Source organism: Methylobacterium sp. FF17 (genome assembly GCF_025813715.1).
Lineage (GTDB): Bacteria > Pseudomonadota > Alphaproteobacteria > Rhizobiales > Beijerinckiaceae > Methylobacterium > Methylobacterium flocculans.
Window position 1 is genome coordinate 2,593,696 of sequence record NZ_CP107532.1, and the last position, 15,001, is coordinate 2,608,696.

The following is a 15,001-nucleotide window of genomic DNA, read 5'->3' on the forward strand; positions in this document are numbered from 1 at the left end:
ATCAGCGACCGACGATGGGCTGTACGGGCGAGGTATCCGGGCTTTCCACGACCTCCGCTTCGGACACCTCGGCGTCGCCGAAGCGTCTTGAAACCCAGGCGGTTAGGATCGGAACGAGGATTGCCGTGACCACGACGCAAGCGGCAACCAGGATGGTCGCTGGCCCGGCAGCGTCGGCATAGGCTGGATTGGCGGAGGCGACGATGGCCGGGACCGCGGCCGCATTGCCCGCGGTCGAGGCCGCGGCGACGCCGGCGACACCTGTGCCGCCCGTCAACCGATCGGCGAAGAAGAGCGGGATGCCCGTCACGACGACGACCGCCACGCCCATGGCAAGACCGAGGAGGCCGGCCTGCCAGACCTTCGAAAGGTCGAGCCCCGCCCCCAGCGCGAAGGCAAAGAACGGGATCATCACCGGGATCGCCCGTCCGAGGAAGGCGCGCATCTCGCGGTCGAGGTTGCCGATGATCATGCCGACGAGGAGCGGCAGGATCGCGCCGACGAGCGTCTGCCAGGGGAAGGCCGAGAGGCCGGCGACGCCGAGCGTCACCATGGTGAGGAAGGGCCCGCTCTCCAGGGACATGACGGTGTAGGCACCGACATCCCGAGGACGGCCATACTGGCCCATCAGAGCCATATAGAGGCCCCCGTTGGTGTCGTTCATCGCGGCGACGATCGCCAAGGTGGATAGGCCTGCGAACATGCCGGCCGCGACCGGCGCCTCCCCGAGCACTTGCCCGAAGATCAGTCCGAGGATCATGGCGATCCCGACTTTGACGATCAGAAGCGTGCCGCCCTTCTTCATGATGTAAGGCGTCGCGCGGAAGTCGATGCTCGCGCCCATGCAGACGTAGAAGACGGCCAGGATCGTCAGGGCACCCGAGAAAAGCGCGCCCGTGAAGGATCCGAAGAGCTTCGGCGTGCCGGGAAAGAAGGTGGCGATCAGCGCCCCGGCCAGCAACGGTACGACCATCATGCCGCCGGGCACCGACTCGATGGTCCGCTTGATCGGGATCTGCATGTCCGATGTCCTCCCTGCGCATTTTGCGCATTTGCCGTTTTTGATTGGCTGGCGGACGAAGAATTCCGACGGGCTCGCCAGCAGCGTTGCCTAGTATCTGCGCATTTTGCGCAATTCGTCAATTCGATTGCTCAGAACGCGCATCGATCGAGGGGCAACGATCGCCCTCGGGTGCCGAGGGTCCTCACGATGCTTGACGACGGTGGCCGCATTCCCGTGGTGCGGAGCTTGCTCTCGGAAGCAGACCGACCCCGTATGGTCGTGACTCGAACCGGCCGTCGGGCCCGGCCGGGCAAGTATCGAAGGTGGATTTCATGACGGATCTGATCGCGCGCCGCTCGGTCCTCGGCGGGATAGCCGCAGTGGGGACGCTCGCGACGCTCGGGCCGGCGAAGGCGCAGGCGGAGCGGGGTTCGATCACCGCGTCCTCAGCCAGCGAACTTGCCGAAGCGATCCGAACGAAGCACCTCAGTTCCCGCGACGTGGTTGAGGCGTACCTGGATCGCATCGCGGTCATCAATCCGAAACTCAACGCCATCGTGCAACTGACGACCGAGTCGGCGCGTCGGCAGGCCGCCGCGGCGGATGCCGCGCTCGCGCGTGGCGCAGTTGTCGGGCCCCTGCACGGTGTCCCGGTCACCATCAAGGACACCCTGGAGACGGAAGGCGTCATCTGCACGGGCGGCACGCTCGGCCGCGCGCACTACGTGCCGAAGGCCGACGCGACGGCGGTCGCTCGGCTTCGGGCTGCCGGCGCGATCATCCTGGGAAAGACGAACGTGCCCGAACTTGCGGGTGCGCTCGAGACCGACAACCTGATCTACGGGCGGACCAACAACCCCTACGACCTCACCCGCACACCAGGCGGAAGCAGCGGTGGCGAAGCGGCGATCGTTGCGGCCGGCGGTTCGCCGCTCGGCCTCGGGACGGACGCCGGTGGCAGCATCCGCGTGCCGGCCCATTATTGCGGCTTGGCGGCCCTGAAGCCCACCTCCGGTCGCGTGCCAAGGACCGGGCAGTTTCCTCGGCCCATGGGTGCCCGGAACTTCGTCTTCCATGTCAGCCTCATCGCCCGGAAGGTGGACGACCTCGCGCTTGCCCTGCCGATCGTCTCGGGCTCGGATTTTCAGGACTATACCATCACCGACATGCCACTGCTCGACCATCGCGCGGTGGCTCTGCCGAAGCTGCGCCTCGCCTTCTTCGATCATGATGGGACGAATGCGCCAACGCCTGAGATTGCTGCGGCTGTCCGCGTTGCTGCCGACGCCCTTGCCGACGTCGGCGTCGCGGTCGAGGAGCGACGCCCGCCCGATGCTGGTCGCGCTGCGACGATCTACTACGACATGACCCGTGGTGATGGGGGGGCAGGGGTCCGCGCCTTTCTGAAGTCGGTGGGCACGGAACGGATCTCACCGCTGTTCGAGCAATCGCTCTCGTCGCGCTCCGCGCCCGCGATGGCGAACACAACAGAGGCTCTGGCGGCCTTCACGCGTTGGGACGCCTATCGCAACACCATGCTGGGCTTCATGCAGCGGTACGACGCCCTGCTGTCGCCGGTTCTTCCCTACGTGGCCCCGCGGCACGGGACGAGCTTCGACCCGCTTCTGCAGGCCGGCACGGGCTACGCTCAGATGCACAACCTCACGGGATGGCCTTCGGCCACGGTTCGCGTGGGCACATCGCCGGAAGGCCTGCCCATCGGTGTACAGGTTGCGGCGCGACCCTGGCGCGAAGACGTCGCGCTCGCGCTCGTCCGGCACCTCGAGGAAAGGTTCGGCGGCTGGGTCGCCCCGGCGATCTGACCGGGACTGCAAAGGTGCTTCCAGCATAGGTCCCGCCGTGCGGACGGCGTCACCGGAACACGGCACAGTCCCGGTGAAACGCCCAATTCGCTCGAATGGCGTAGCAAATGTCCGCTTCTGAGCGACGAGCCGATCCCTCCCGACGGCGTTGTCGGGTCGGGACGTGTTTGTCCGTTCTACGACCGGAATGGGTGGATTGCGGTCTGTCCGCTAACTGGCGGCGGATCGACAAAGCGGTCATCCAGCATTGCCGATCTGCCCCAGGATGAAGAACCCCGGCGGAGACCAGCCAGGTCCACGTAATTATGAGGAAAGGCATCACCGAGGAGGGTTCGGACTATCTCCTCGGCTACAATCCCGACTTAGTCGATGCAACGAGGTCCACGTCGCCCTCCGCAATCTCCAGCGTCGTCGTTCCATGACCAGACGCTTCAACTTCGAGGACCAGAATGCGCAGCACAGCCTCCACGAGAAAGCTCGGCATGTCTCACCGTTCGGCCTGTGCGCTGGCCCTCCTGTGGGGGATCTCGGCCACCCCCGTGGTGGCGGTCACGCAGGTGACACCGGTGGGCGTCGAGAGCTGCGACGCCTTCCTGGAGGCTTATGCCCAGTGCGCCGCCAGCCCCGGCGTACCGGAAGCCGCTCGCCCCGGCATCCGCCAGGGCATCAACACGATGCGCGAGAGCTTCCGCGACTCGGTCCTGCGCAACGAGGCGGCGCGTCCGACCGTGGCCTATCAGTGCGCCCAGGCTCATGAGGCCGTGCGCAAAAGCTTGGTCGACGCATTCAAATGTGATTTTCCCGCCGCACCCGCGGCCTCACAGGCCGTATTGCAGAGCCCGCCGCCACCGCCGGGCTCGGCTCGGGCGACCGCCCGCCCGGCGCCGGCGCAGACGCCCGAGGCTCAGGCGCTGGCGAAGGCCAATGCCTACACCGAGGCCCAGAACCACCTCGTCCGATCGCATCCCCTGGAGCAGCAGTTGGCCGACTACCGGCGCGACAACGAGCGGGTGCTCAAGCTCGGAACGAAACTCGGCGCCAACGCCTGGTACCACTTCGGCATCGTGGATTTCGATGGGGTCATCGACGAGTTGGAGAAGGCCGTTGCCTTGCCGGGCGTCGTGCCAGAGGTGGATGCTCAGGCCTCCCAGCTGCTGGCAGCCCTGCGCGAGGTCAATCCCATCCTGAAGGCGCTCACGCGCTATCAGACCACGCGCGAATTCAAGGAGGATGGCTTCAAGTTCGCCCGCGAGCAGCACGCGATCCTCGTCCCCCGCGTCGAGGCGGCCGCCAAGGCGATGGACGCGTATGGCACGGCCCTGTTTGAGCGCGAGATCGCCCGGGATGAGCGCCGCCTGGCAACTCTGCCGGAGGATGCGCCGGCACGGCGCCTCCTCTCCACCAGCCTCACCCTGCGCCGCGCGGTCCGGCGGTTCGAGGCACTGGGACCGAAGGCGGATGTCGCTCCCTTCCTGGCCGCACTCGGCGAGGTCTCGAACGCCAACCGCCACCTCGGCACGGTCCTCGACGGCATGAGCCCGAAGGCGAACTCATCCTGCACCGGCTACACCGACACGGTTGCAAGCGTGATTGGGCACGGCCGGGACGTCGCCCGGGACATTCGCGCCAAGAGTGATCCGAGCCAACCGGCGCAACGCTTCAACGAGACCTACAACCGCTCGGTACGCGATCTAGAATCTTGCCATAAGAATGAGAGTCGGGTGCGTCCAGGCTGAGGTCAGCTGAAGATCGCTGAAGACAGGACTGATGTCTCCTTCAATGTAAATGCTCGTCCTTACGCCTCCGCAAGTCTGCGGGGAGACGAGCAGGCCGATGTCAAGGAGCGTGCGTTCCACGGGTAGCATCGGCGTCTCTTGATGAGGACGGACGGAGAGCGATCGCTGAACCTTTGCGCGGGATCGCGATCGCGTCGTCCGCTCCTCATCGGGGCCAGTCGAAGTAGCGCCGGGCGGCGCCTCGGCCTTCCGCCAACGGCCTCGTCAGCCGGCCGCGCCGGTCGATCAACCCCCATCGGCCCCCGATCATGGCGGATGGCTGGCGCCCGTCCGAGCGGCAGCCCTGGCAAACCAGGGCCTCGCCGCGGGCGTTGAACGGGAACGACCAGTCGAAATCCGTGGCCAGGACCCGGCGCAGGCGCCGATCGTGGAACGCAACCTTGCCGGCGTGACGCGCGCGCACCAACCCCTGCGCGAACGGGTCCGGCCCGTTGTCGAGGGGGAACACCGCCAGCGCCAGCCCGTCGCGGCGCGCCCAGAGCCAGCCGATTCCGTCGACGACGATCTCCGTCACCCCGCCCCGGAACGGCATGCGCGCGAGGCGGGCGGGATCGATGCGGACGAAGTCCCCCGCGCGGCGGGCACACCCCTCATGGCGGGCGAAATCCGCGTGGACGTCACGGCAGGCCAGCGGGTAGGCGCCCCCGTCGCGCGCCTGCACGGCCTGCGGCGCGAAGCCGGACGCAAGCCCCAGGAGGGCGAGCGCACCGAGCGCTCTTCCCCGTGCCGTCGGGCTCACCTGAGGCCCCAGCGCCCGAGCGGGCCGGGCGCGCCCGTGGCGTCGTCTACGAACACGCGCCAGCCGCTGCCGTAGGCGACCTCGCAGACATCCCAGACGAGGCCGGTGTCCGTCCGGGTCGGCACGGCCGTGCCGGTGGTGGCGGTGCCCGTTCCCGCCGCGGCGCGCGCCGCGATCGCCGCCGCCTGCTCGGGCGTGAGGCGGCCCGTCGCGGGGGCAGGCCTGGCGGATCGGGAGAACAGGCGGTCTAAGATAGCCAGCACGGTTCGGGCTCCTCGCATCGGCGAACGAGCATGGGCGTCCGGCCCCGAGATGTCACCCGCCCCGGTGCAGGTTGCGGAGCGGCCGCCTGTCAGCCACACCTCCCGGACCGTATCAGGCGGAAGAACCGCATGTGAGGAACCTGGATGTCCCTGAAGCTCGACCACTCCTCCGTGGAGGAACTCGACTTGGCCCTGCGCCTGTATCGGCGCCTGCTGGTCCGCCTGCTTCTGATCCTCGTCCTGGGCTTTGCCGGGGTGATCGGTCTGGCCAAACTCAGCACGATCCTGTCGCCGCCCTACGGCGTCTACTTCCTCGGGCAGGGCCTGGTGACCTGGGGGCTACTCGGCCTCCTCGCCCTGCTCTTCGCGGGATTCTGGTGGGAGGGCCGCCAGATCGGCAAGGCCCTCAACCATCCGGACCTGCTCGATTCCCCTGTCGCCGGGCTGCTGGGCGGCCTCGCCGTGATCGGTGAGCGCGCCGCTGCCATCGGGATGGAGCCTGGCTTCTTCCACGGCCCCCTGCGGCCGATCCGCCGGCGCTGACGGGTCCGTGGCGCTCAGCGCGCCGGCCCCTCGCGGGCGACCAGGCTGTCGCGGTGGACCGCGAGGCTCGCACACGCGCTCGCGAGGGTGACGGCGCAGCCGAGGGCGGGCAGCGTCCAATCCTCCGCCCGCCACAGGGCCGCCGCGAGGCCCGCGCGCCGAGGCAGGCCAGGGACAGGGCGGCCCGCCAGCACCGCACCGCGCGCGGCTCGAACCGCACCAGGCCGTTCGCCCACCAGACCAGGGGCAGCATCGACAGCCAGTAGAGCGGCTGGGCACGGGCGGCGCCGTGCGGTCCCGGCACGAGGCAGGCGGTGACCGAGACGGCGGCGGCGAGGCCCGCCACGACGGCGAGCCCGGCCGCCACGTTCGAGGGACGGTCCTTACGCAGGCGCTGCCAGTAGGCCGGCTCGCGGCGGATCAGGGAACTCTCTCCCGGGCCGGTGCCGGACGCTTCCAGGCCGCGAGGCGCGCCAGGACGTAGGCCGGCACGCGGTCGGCCACGGCGAGATTCTCCGGGCGCAGAGAGAAATCGTAGGTCAGGCCATCGCGGTGGACGAGGTAGGTGCAGGTGGAGACCTCGCGCCCGTCCGAGGTGTCCGAGGCGAGGCAGCTGGGCGGCGTCTGGTCGGCCGGCCGTGCCGCTTGCCGGGACGGGAGGCGGTAGAAGCGCCGGTGGTCGACGCCTTCGGAATGGACGAGGCGCTCGCCGCCGGACGGGTCGGGCCGCCACGGTGCGCCCTTGGCCAGCCGCGCATCGAAAGTGCCCCATTGCCGGGCGTGGAGGAATGCGAAGTGGCGACCGTCCGGGTCGCCCACGACGTGGACCACGAGGTCGGTGGCGAACGGGCCGGCATGGCCGTGGCTGAGGGGGCTGTAGCCGGGGAGGCCCGCCGCGACCTCGGCGGCGGGCAGCATCAGCCAGAGCGCGTCCGCCGGCTCCCGGCCGAGCCCCGGGAGCGCGTCGAGCCAGGGTAGGCGGAAGTTTCGGGAAAACTCGTAGGTGTGGGGCACGGCGTACGCGGTCCCGGCGAGGCGGTACCGCGTGGTGCCGAACCGGCCCTCCGCCGCGAAGGCCGCAATCACGAGGGGCAGGCCGAGGAGCGCGACGAGGAGCGCGACGCGGCGCGAGGGACGCATGCGGGACGTCCCTATTCCGGGGGGCCGGCACGGAGCCCGGCCGCTTCCGCCGCGAGGTTGGCGCGGGCGGCTGCCTCCAAGCGGTCGTGGAAGAGGTCGGTCTGGTAGAGGCGCGGCCGGGCGAGGAAACGGTCGAGGACCTGGGCGCGCCCGAGCCGCCACGCCGCCTCGGAAACGGCGGCGTATTCCCGGCGGATCGCCGCCGCGTAGGCCGCATAGACGGCGCGCGGCGCACCGAGCACGGCGAGATCGAGGTCAAGGAGGAGCCGTGTCGCCAGGTCCGCGCTCGGGCCGTGCGCCGCCGTCGCGTGGATCATCGCGATCGAGGCCCGGACGAGCGCATCCCCGGACGCCGGCCCCGCCTCGGCACGCAGCAGGTCGGCGCTGCGGGTTTCGTTGTCGGCGCGGGCGGTGTCGTAGACGGCGTCGTGGAAGACGATAACAAGGTCGATGGCGTCACCGTCGAGGCCGGCGAAATCGGGATGCGCCCGCACGGAATCGTGCCCCGCGAGCAGCGCCGCGACGTGGGGCCAGCCGTGATAGTGCCGGTCCGCCGCGCCGTAGCCCGCGTCGAGGGCCCGCCACGCCGCCGCGCCGGGCGTGCCGACGGTCCGTATCCACAGGGCGTCGAACCGCGCGTGGAGGGACGAGTCCCTGGCTTCCAACGCGCCGGCCTTAGTTCACGCGGTGGCAGGTCGAGGTGGTCTCGGCCGCGCCGCGCATCCCGCCCGCCGGCCGCACCTCGCAGACCACGTACTTGCCGCCCCGCTCCAGGGTGAAGCTCGGACCAGAGGCGGAGACGATGCGGTGGCCTCCGTTGAGGAGCGTGCTCATGGGCTCCTCGATTGTGATCCAGGTCGTGGCGGGGCGCGGCGGCCCGGCGGGCACCTGGGCGAGGGCGGGCCCGGCCGCGAAGACGATCAGGGCGAGGGTGAGGGGCAGCGATCGACGCATTGGGTATCCTGTATGGGGGGCCGGCCTCCGGCCCCTTGGGGCGATGAGGGGGATTAGGGCATCACCACGGCGAGGTCGGCCGCCGGCAGCCAGCCGATGACCGGGGCCTTCTTCCCCCGGTAGCGTACGCGCACCCAGGCGTCCCGCCGCTCCAGCACCGCGACGGGATCGAGCTGGACGAGGTAGGGCGCACGGGCCGGAACCGGCCCGGGCTCCGGCCGGAAGGCCGTGCGCTCGGCCGTCACGAGGCCGACGCCGATCCATCCGTCCGGGGCCGCCGCCGCACGCCGCGAAAGCGCGTAGGGGGTGCCCACCATCGTGCCAGTGGTCATCGAACAACCGCCGTGATCTTCCGCGAGGGTCAGGGCGGCGCCGTCCGGGGTGAAGGCGAGGTCTCCCGGAATGCGCTCCGGCTCGTCGGGAAACCACGTCTCGACCTTGGCTCGGTCGCCCGCGAGGGTCCCGCGCAGGAGGAACACGCAGGCGAATTGCGGGCTCCCGGCATCTGCCGCCCCCCGCTGCTCGGCGAAGACTCCCGTCACCGCATCGCCGGAAACCGCCAGGGTCAGGCTGTCGTAGGTGCCGGACCGGGCGGCCGGCTCGGCCGCCGCCGCGCCGCAGGCGGCGAGCAGGGCGGCGAGGCCCAGGGCGGTGCCACGCACCGTCAGAGGCCCTTCTCCAGCACTTTCACCACGGCCTCGACCCGGTCCTTGCTGTCGGCGACGTTGGAGAACGGCCGCCAGTTCACGTCGAGGACCCCGCCGATGAACGTAAGGCCGTTGGGGTAGTTCGAAGCGGGGGCGGTCTTCTCGTCGAAGCGGACGCGGATGGTCTTGAGCTTCTGGGCCAGAGCCTCGCGGCCCATGGTGTCCTTGGCCACCTCCTTCAGACCGGTGGCGAGGGGCTCGAAGATCGTTTTCTCAAAGTAGCCCGGGTCGGAATAATACTTGGCGTCGCCCGGAATCGTGAGCTGGTCCCACGCTACCTCCACCGGTACGGCAAAGCCCGCTGCCTCCTGGATCGCCTTCTCCTGCGCGGGGTAGCGGTCCTGTCGGTAGGCTGCGATGGCCCGGCGCTCGGCGAGGCCGATGGTCGGCTCGGCTTGCGCAGCGGTCGCGGACAGCACCGCCAGGGCGGCGGCGAAGGCGTGGCGGCGTGAGATCATGCGGTGTTTCCTCGGATGGGCGGACCCGGATGCGGGCTTGGCGTGACGTTTCGATGACGGGGTGAGATTTGCCTTCAGGGCGAAACCCGCCCTCACGGTGAGATCGCCCTCACGGTGTCGGGACGCAGCGCACCGGGCCGCTCGCCTCGACGGTGGGCGGGGCGGTCCCCGTGAGGCGTACGGGAAATGAGACGATGCTGAGCGTGTCCTTCGGGGCCCTTCCGGCCCGATAGGTCTCAGCGCAGGCCTTTACGGGCGCCGGCAGAGCCGCGACGGCGGAGGGAAGCACCCCGTCGCGGGCGATCCGCATCCAGCACGCGGCCCCATGCTTCGGGATCGAGCAGGCCCCCTGCACGCCGCGCTGGAAACCGAGCCGCACGGTCCCGTCCGCGACCGCGAAGGAGTCGATGCCGGCTTCGGCGGTCGTGTCCCGGATCAGGATACGGCCCGTGCCTGCGTCGAGCACCGCGAGCGGGACGGTGCCGTTGGTGCTCGCCTGCTCGATAGACGAGGAACCCGCCCGCGCGGCCGAGGAAGCGCTGGCCGGCGGTCGCCAGGATGCGCGCACCCGTCCCCGGCGCGGCGGCGCAGGCGGGAGCGGCGCCGTTCGCAAGGGGCACGAGGGTCGCGTCTTCGGGGTCCGGCGTGTCGGTGTCGCTCTCGCGCACCATGAGATCGCGGTAGGTGGTGCAGGTGATCTGCTTGCCCTCCCCCGACATCTTGCCCTCTCCAGACGTCGCGGTCTCGGTCTTTGCGGGCGGCTCGAACCGCGCCGCCTCCCATCCCACCGCCATTGACGAGGCGGGGAGGCACGCTGCGAGGAGCGCGAAGTGGGCGGCGGCGAAGCGGGCGGCGGGGAGAAGGCTGCGTCTCATGCGGGTTCCCTGTATACGGCGCGGGACGCCCGAGGAAAGGCAGGATGGAGAGCCATGCGGACCGTTCTCGCCAAGGTCGCCAAGGGTTCTGCCGGGCCGCTCGCAACGCTTCTCGCCGTGCCGCTCCTCGGACCGCTCGCCGTCCGGGCCGAGCCCGCTCTGCCGGGCGACGTGACGGCGTACGTGACGCGGCTGCGAGACTGCAACCATTGGGGCGGGGAGGATGCCACGGACGCGGCGCGCGGCCGGGCCATCGCGGCGGCCGTGAAGCGCCTGCGCTGCGACGCCGCCGAGGCGGACGAGCGGACCCTGCGACGGCGCCACCGGGGCGACCCCACCATCCTGAAGGCCCTCGACCAGGCGCGCGATGCGGACGGCTGAGCGGGGCCCCGACGCCGGCGATCCGGTCCGACGCTGCGTCCTGCGGCTGCTGCACGTTCCGCTCCTCGGGCTGCTGCTGGCGCTCGGCCTCGCCCCGGTCTTCCTGCTGTTTCCCCTCCTGTTCGCCGAACCCGGAACCGATCCGACCTTGCGGCCCGTCGAACTCTGGCTCGGCACGGCCCTCGTCGGCGGCCTCGTCGGCACCGTGGAAGGCGCGGCGCGGCCCCTCTACCGGGCGGCCGGCCTCGTCCTTGCCGTCGGCCTGCTCTCGATCCCGGTCCCGCACGGGCTCGCGCGCTGGCTCGGCCTCGATGGGGAAGCCGCCCTCGACGCCCACCCGTACGAGATCTGGCTTGCGGCGTGGTTTTCGGCCTGGGTTTTGGCTTGGGTTTTGGCTTGGCTCGGCCTCGTGCTCCTGGGCCGGCACCTCCCGGCGCGACGCGCCCGCATCGACCGTGCGGCCGTTCGATGACGGCGCCGTTCGAGGATTCTGGTCGGGGATTCTCGGCGATGATCGTCCCGCCATGATTGCCCCTCGGTCCGACGGGACGCGAAGGGCGGCCCTCATCGTCGGCGGCTGCGGTGTCGTCGTGTTCGGCTGGGCCCTCGTCGCCTACGCGCCGGCCCCGGGGATCGCCGCGGCCGTCGTCGCGGTGCCGGCGTTCGCCCGCGCGGCGAAGCGCCGGGTCGCGGCCTTCCTGGCCCTGGCGGTCTTCTCTGCTGCCGTGATCTGGGCGGCGTTCGGAACGACGACGGGCTACTTCGTTCTGAACCGATCGCGGCTCGACGCCGTGGTGGCGCAGATCGCGGCCATGCCCACCCTGGTGTCCTTCGAACGCGGGCGGGACGATCCTCCGGCGGAGGCGGAGCGAACGGCGTGGTGGGAGAGCACCCGCCTCGTCAACGGCCAGCGCGTCACCCCGTACCGCCCGCAAGGCGCGCGCGACACGGACAGCCTGCGGGAGATCGACGTCCTGCGGGAACTCGGGGTTCCCTACGACCGCTACCGCGCCCTCTGCGACGCCCTCGAACGCCTCGGGCTCGCGGGGTTCACCCGCGGTCCCGGCGGCGAGATCGGCCTGGACGAACCGATCCCGGGGGGCACGCCCTGGGGCACGTCGTTCTTGTACCGGCCGGACGACGTGTTTCCGGCCGCCTCCGAGGCCGAGAGCGACCGCCGCCTCGCGCCGAACTGGTTTTTCGTGTCGCGGGGCTGAGATTTACCGAACAACGCCGCCGGGTTCTTGGAGGGAAGGGCGGGCGCGCGAGGCCTCCGCCGTGGTGATGGTGCCGGTCCCGAGCAGGGCCGCGAACACGAGCATCGGCACGGCCCAGACCTGCATCGGCAGCCCCCAAAAGGCGTGGTCGCGCCCGGCCGGCCCGAAGGTCGTGCCGTGGTTCCAGCGCCATCCGAGACCGAGGACGGCGAGCGCCGCGAGACTCATGGTGAGGCAGACCGCCCTGTCAACTTCCGGCCCGTCGACCTGCCGCAGGACGATCAGGGGCAGGAACATCGCCAGCGCCACGAAGAGGACGACCCAGTAGCCGCGCCCGGTCCAGAAGACGATCATGTACTGGTCCTTATCCCTCGTGTTTCGGAGCGATCCGCCCGGGCCGTGACCGCGTTAGCCCATCGCGCCGGCGCGCCGGTTGCGCACCATCGCGGCGAGGGCCGCGACGATGATGACCGCCAGCGCCCCGGCGATGACTAGAAGCGTGACGGTGCGGTTCCACAGGCGGTCGAGGGCGAGATCGGTGGTGACGAGGTCGGGCCGGGCCGGATCAGCCAGCACCCGGACGCTGTAATCGCCCACGTGCATGCCCGTGAACACGGTATTGATCCGGCGCACCACCGTGCCCGTCGGCGTGGGCAGGGTGAGGGTCATGTCGCAGAGATGGAGCACGATCTTCGCGCTGCACTTGCCGTCGCTCACCCGCGCGGCGGCGACGGGACGCGCCGTGTCCCGGATTTGCCAATCCGAGATCACCGGCGGGGCCGTGTAGACGGCGCAGGCGACGAGGAGGGCCGCTAGCGCCACGAGGCCGAACAGGGTCCAGAAGATGTTGCCCCAGCCCTGGCGGGGCGGCGGCAGGCGCAGGGGCTCGGGGCGGTCGGCGGCGGTGTTCATGCTCGGAACCTCACGGGATCGCGGGAGTCTGGGAGGATTCGGAGGCCGCCGCGGTCTCGGCCAGGACACGGCGCGCCTGCGCCGCCTGCCGGTAACGGCCGATGAGGCCGGCGAAGTCCTGTACCGACATCCGGTACGGCAGGCCCGCCGTGATGGTGACGATACGCCGGCCCGCATCGAGCTTCACCTTGCGGCCGCCCGGCACCCGTTGCGGGAACGGCGCCTCCGGCGGCAGCAGCAGGCGGGTGACGACGCCGTTCTGCCGGGTCGTCATGTCGAGGTCGGCGATGCTGTCCCAGGGGATCGGCCGGTCGAGGCCGGGCACCGCCACGTAATCGGGGCTCAGGATCATCGTCGTGCGCTCGCCCCGCCACAGCCGGAAACCGCCGATGCCGCCGAGGACCGCCCCGCAGGCCAGCGCCACCCCCATAACGGCCCCCGCCTGGCTGGCGGACAGGCCGGGCAGGCCGGCGGCGAGCCACAGGAGGGCGACCCCGATGAAGAAGCCGCTGGCCACCAGGAGGGCGATGGCCCCCGGGCGGGTGCTTTCGCGCAGCACCCGCGCCTCGGTGCCGATCTCCGCCACCGTCGCCTCCAGGTGCGCGCGGAACGCCGCGTCGTGGGCCCGCACGGCGTCGAGGAAGTCGTGCGTCGCCGCGCGGCAAAGGCCGGCGGGATCGGCGAAGTAGGCCGCGAGCTGGCCGAGCGCGTGCGGGGGCGGCACGGCGGCGGCGGCGGCCAGGAGTTCGGCGTTGAGGGTCCGGCCGAGGGCCGCCACGCGCTCGCGGGTCGGCGGATGGGTGTCGGTGGGGTGGGCCTGCTCTGCTTCGAGATGCGTCGCCGGATCGTCGAGGCCGCGCGCGATGGCGTGGTCGAGGCTCGCCGCCACGAGGTCGGCGGGGGCGGACGCGGGCGCCTCGGCGGCGGCGTCCAAGGTCTCGGCGATGCGGGGGGCCACCGCCCCCGTGCGCAGGAGCGCCCGCGCGGCGGCGTCCACGGAGGCCGGGCCAGCGCCTGCCGCATCGGCCGCGAACTCGCGGGTCCGGCTCCAGTGACGCACGGCGAGGTGGAAGTTCTCCATGACGAAGACGCCGAGGCGCAAGGACGGGCCGAGGAGCCCGAAGGACCCGGCATGCCCCTGCGCCACCGCGTCGAGGGAGCGGCCGACGCCGGCGTAGATCGGCAGGAAGCGCTGGCTGTAAACGGTGTCGCCGCCGGCATAGTGGGCGAGTTCGTGGCCGATAATCGCCGCCACCTCGTCGCCCCGCAGCAGGGCGAGGTAGGGCAGCGGCAGGTAGAAGATCCGGCCCGTCAGCGGCGCGCCGCCGGGCTCGACCACGGCCGGGCCGGCGCTGACGAAGAAGCCTCCGGTAAGGCCGACCACCACGGCCTCCGGCTTCAGCGCCCCGAGCCGGTCGGCCAGCCCCTCGGTGAGCCGCCACAGGCCCGGCGCCTCGGCGGGCGAGACGACCCGGCCGAAGATCGACAGGGGGTCGGGCTCGAAGGCGGAGAGCGCCCGGCGCAGGCCGAGCACTGTGGCGCCCGCCGCGACCAGGACCGCCCCGATGGCGACGACGGCCACGAACAGCATCTTGATCTCGCCGCCGCCCAGCCCGGGCCGTGCCAGCAACCCGGCCTCGAAGACCACGGCGGCGACAAAGCCCGCCGTGGTAAAGAGCACCTGGAGGGTGAGCACCGGCGGCAGCAGGCGGCGCATCCACGAGAAACCGGCCACCAGCGCGTCGCGCGAGGCCCGCCCCAGCCGCCCGAGAGCGGCGCCGGTGAGGAGCACGAGGATCGACAGGAGTGCGGCGCCCCCCCCGGCCGCGACGACCACGGGCGGGAGCAGGCGGCGCCAGTCCATGATCGTCGTCAGGATCGCGACCTCGTCCCGAGCCGCCCGGGCCTGAACCAGGGCGAGTGGACCGCCATAACCCTTGCCGTTGCGGCGGAACTGCATCCGGAAATCGGGGCGCCCGTCCGGCGGCGCCCGCGCCTCCAGATCCGCGACGATCCGGGTCAGGTGCTCCCGCTCGGCGGCGAGGTCGGCCCAATCGGCGCCGGCCCGCTCCTGCTCCCACAGGCCGAGGAGCAGGATGCCCAAGGGCAGGAGGACGGTGGCGGCGATCAGGTGCGTGACGGAACGCAAGCGCAAGGGCATGCGCGAATTAGCTACGTCAGGGATACCCG

The 15,001-nt window shown here is 71.1% G+C and carries 19 protein-coding genes; 6 read left to right on the top strand and 13 right to left on the bottom strand.

Annotation, left to right across the window (positions count from 1 at the left end):
- Position 1: 1 nt before the first annotated feature.
- On the bottom strand, positions 2-1,021 hold the full coding sequence (locus OF380_RS12070; RefSeq protein ID WP_318784627.1) for a 2-keto-3-deoxygluconate permease: 1,020 nt from the start codon (positions 1,019-1,021) through the stop codon (positions 2-4).
- A 314-nt stretch (positions 1,022-1,335) separates the two neighbouring features.
- Between OF380_RS12070 and OF380_RS12075 the strand changes: the two genes are divergently transcribed.
- Positions 1,336-2,826: an amidase gene (locus OF380_RS12075; RefSeq protein ID WP_264051000.1), complete on the top strand. Its 1,491-nt coding sequence runs from the start codon at positions 1,336-1,338 to the stop codon at positions 2,824-2,826.
- 482 nt (positions 2,827-3,308) lie between these two features.
- Complete coding sequence (locus OF380_RS12080) at positions 3,309-4,562, top strand: YiiG family protein (protein ID WP_264051001.1); 1,254 nt, start codon at positions 3,309-3,311, stop codon at positions 4,560-4,562.
- A gap of 205 nt (positions 4,563-4,767) precedes the next feature.
- On the opposite strand, the gene OF380_RS12085 is transcribed toward OF380_RS12080, so the two are convergent.
- Entirely contained in the window at positions 4,768-5,361 is a 594-nt protein-coding gene (locus OF380_RS12085; RefSeq protein ID WP_264051002.1) for a hypothetical protein, read from the bottom strand.
- Entirely contained in the window at positions 5,358-5,624 is a 267-nt protein-coding gene (locus OF380_RS12090) for a hypothetical protein (protein ID WP_056088195.1), read from the bottom strand. Before OF380_RS12090 ends, OF380_RS12085 begins: the two co-directional genes overlap by 4 nt.
- A gap of 144 nt (positions 5,625-5,768) precedes the next feature.
- Here OF380_RS12090 and OF380_RS12095 point away from each other — a divergent pair, with 144 nt between their 5' ends.
- Positions 5,769-6,167: an ABC transporter ATP-binding protein gene (locus OF380_RS12095; protein WP_264051003.1), complete on the top strand. Its 399-nt coding sequence runs from the start codon at positions 5,769-5,771 to the stop codon at positions 6,165-6,167.
- Positions 6,168-6,181: 14 nt separating this feature from the next.
- Here the strand turns inward: OF380_RS12095 and OF380_RS12100 are convergent, their stop codons facing one another.
- From OF380_RS12100 to OF380_RS12130, 7 genes are all read right to left on the bottom strand, one after another.
- Positions 6,182-6,403 (bottom strand): hypothetical protein, encoded by a 222-nt coding sequence (locus OF380_RS12100; RefSeq protein ID WP_264051004.1) that lies wholly within the window; start codon positions 6,401-6,403, stop codon positions 6,182-6,184.
- Between the two features lie 184 nt (positions 6,404-6,587).
- On the bottom strand, positions 6,588-7,307 hold the full coding sequence (locus tag OF380_RS12105; RefSeq protein ID WP_056186763.1) for a hypothetical protein: 720 nt from the start codon (positions 7,305-7,307) through the stop codon (positions 6,588-6,590).
- Between the two features lie 11 nt (positions 7,308-7,318).
- The gene (locus OF380_RS12110; protein WP_264051005.1) at positions 7,319-7,972 is read right to left on the bottom strand and encodes a hypothetical protein; all 654 of its coding nucleotides are present in this window, start codon (positions 7,970-7,972) and stop codon (positions 7,319-7,321) included.
- Positions 7,973-7,982: 10 nt separating this feature from the next.
- A complete protein-coding gene (locus OF380_RS12115; protein ID WP_264051006.1) occupies positions 7,983-8,261 on the bottom strand; it encodes a hypothetical protein in 279 nt (92 codons plus the stop codon).
- 53 nt (positions 8,262-8,314) lie between these two features.
- Positions 8,315-8,923: a hypothetical protein gene (locus OF380_RS12120; RefSeq protein WP_264051007.1), complete on the bottom strand. Its 609-nt coding sequence runs from the start codon at positions 8,921-8,923 to the stop codon at positions 8,315-8,317.
- A gap of 2 nt (positions 8,924-8,925) precedes the next feature.
- Positions 8,926-9,426 (bottom strand): hypothetical protein, encoded by a 501-nt coding sequence (locus OF380_RS12125; RefSeq protein WP_264051008.1) that lies wholly within the window; start codon positions 9,424-9,426, stop codon positions 8,926-8,928.
- Positions 9,427-9,535: 109 nt separating this feature from the next.
- On the bottom strand, positions 9,536-9,994 hold the full coding sequence (locus OF380_RS12130; RefSeq protein WP_264051009.1) for a hypothetical protein: 459 nt from the start codon (positions 9,992-9,994) through the stop codon (positions 9,536-9,538).
- Between the two features lie 361 nt (positions 9,995-10,355).
- On the opposite strand from OF380_RS12130, the gene OF380_RS12135 reads away from it, so the two are divergent.
- From OF380_RS12135 to OF380_RS12145, 3 genes are read left to right on the top strand one after another with little or no spacing between them, the layout of a single operon-like run.
- Positions 10,356-10,682 (top strand): hypothetical protein, encoded by a 327-nt coding sequence (locus OF380_RS12135; protein ID WP_264051010.1) that lies wholly within the window; start codon positions 10,356-10,358, stop codon positions 10,680-10,682.
- The gene (locus tag OF380_RS12140) at positions 10,669-11,154 is read left to right on the top strand and encodes a hypothetical protein (protein ID WP_264051011.1); all 486 of its coding nucleotides are present in this window, start codon (positions 10,669-10,671) and stop codon (positions 11,152-11,154) included. The genes OF380_RS12135 and OF380_RS12140 overlap by 14 nt, the downstream gene beginning before the upstream one ends.
- Positions 11,155-11,206: 52 nt before the next feature.
- Entirely contained in the window at positions 11,207-11,899 is a 693-nt protein-coding gene (locus tag OF380_RS12145) for a hypothetical protein (protein ID WP_264051012.1), read from the top strand.
- A gap of 3 nt (positions 11,900-11,902) precedes the next feature.
- On the opposite strand, the gene OF380_RS12150 is transcribed toward OF380_RS12145, so the two are convergent.
- The 3 genes from OF380_RS12150 to OF380_RS12160 are packed head-to-tail and all read right to left on the bottom strand — an operon-like array spanning position 11,903 to position 14,972.
- Positions 11,903-12,253: a hypothetical protein gene (locus OF380_RS12150; RefSeq protein ID WP_147830653.1), complete on the bottom strand. Its 351-nt coding sequence runs from the start codon at positions 12,251-12,253 to the stop codon at positions 11,903-11,905.
- Between the two features lie 54 nt (positions 12,254-12,307).
- Positions 12,308-12,811: a hypothetical protein gene (locus OF380_RS12155; protein WP_056186785.1), complete on the bottom strand. Its 504-nt coding sequence runs from the start codon at positions 12,809-12,811 to the stop codon at positions 12,308-12,310.
- A gap of 10 nt (positions 12,812-12,821) precedes the next feature.
- The gene (locus OF380_RS12160) at positions 12,822-14,972 is read right to left on the bottom strand and encodes a M48 family metalloprotease (protein ID WP_264051013.1); all 2,151 of its coding nucleotides are present in this window, start codon (positions 14,970-14,972) and stop codon (positions 12,822-12,824) included.
- Positions 14,973-15,001 lie beyond the last annotated feature (29 nt).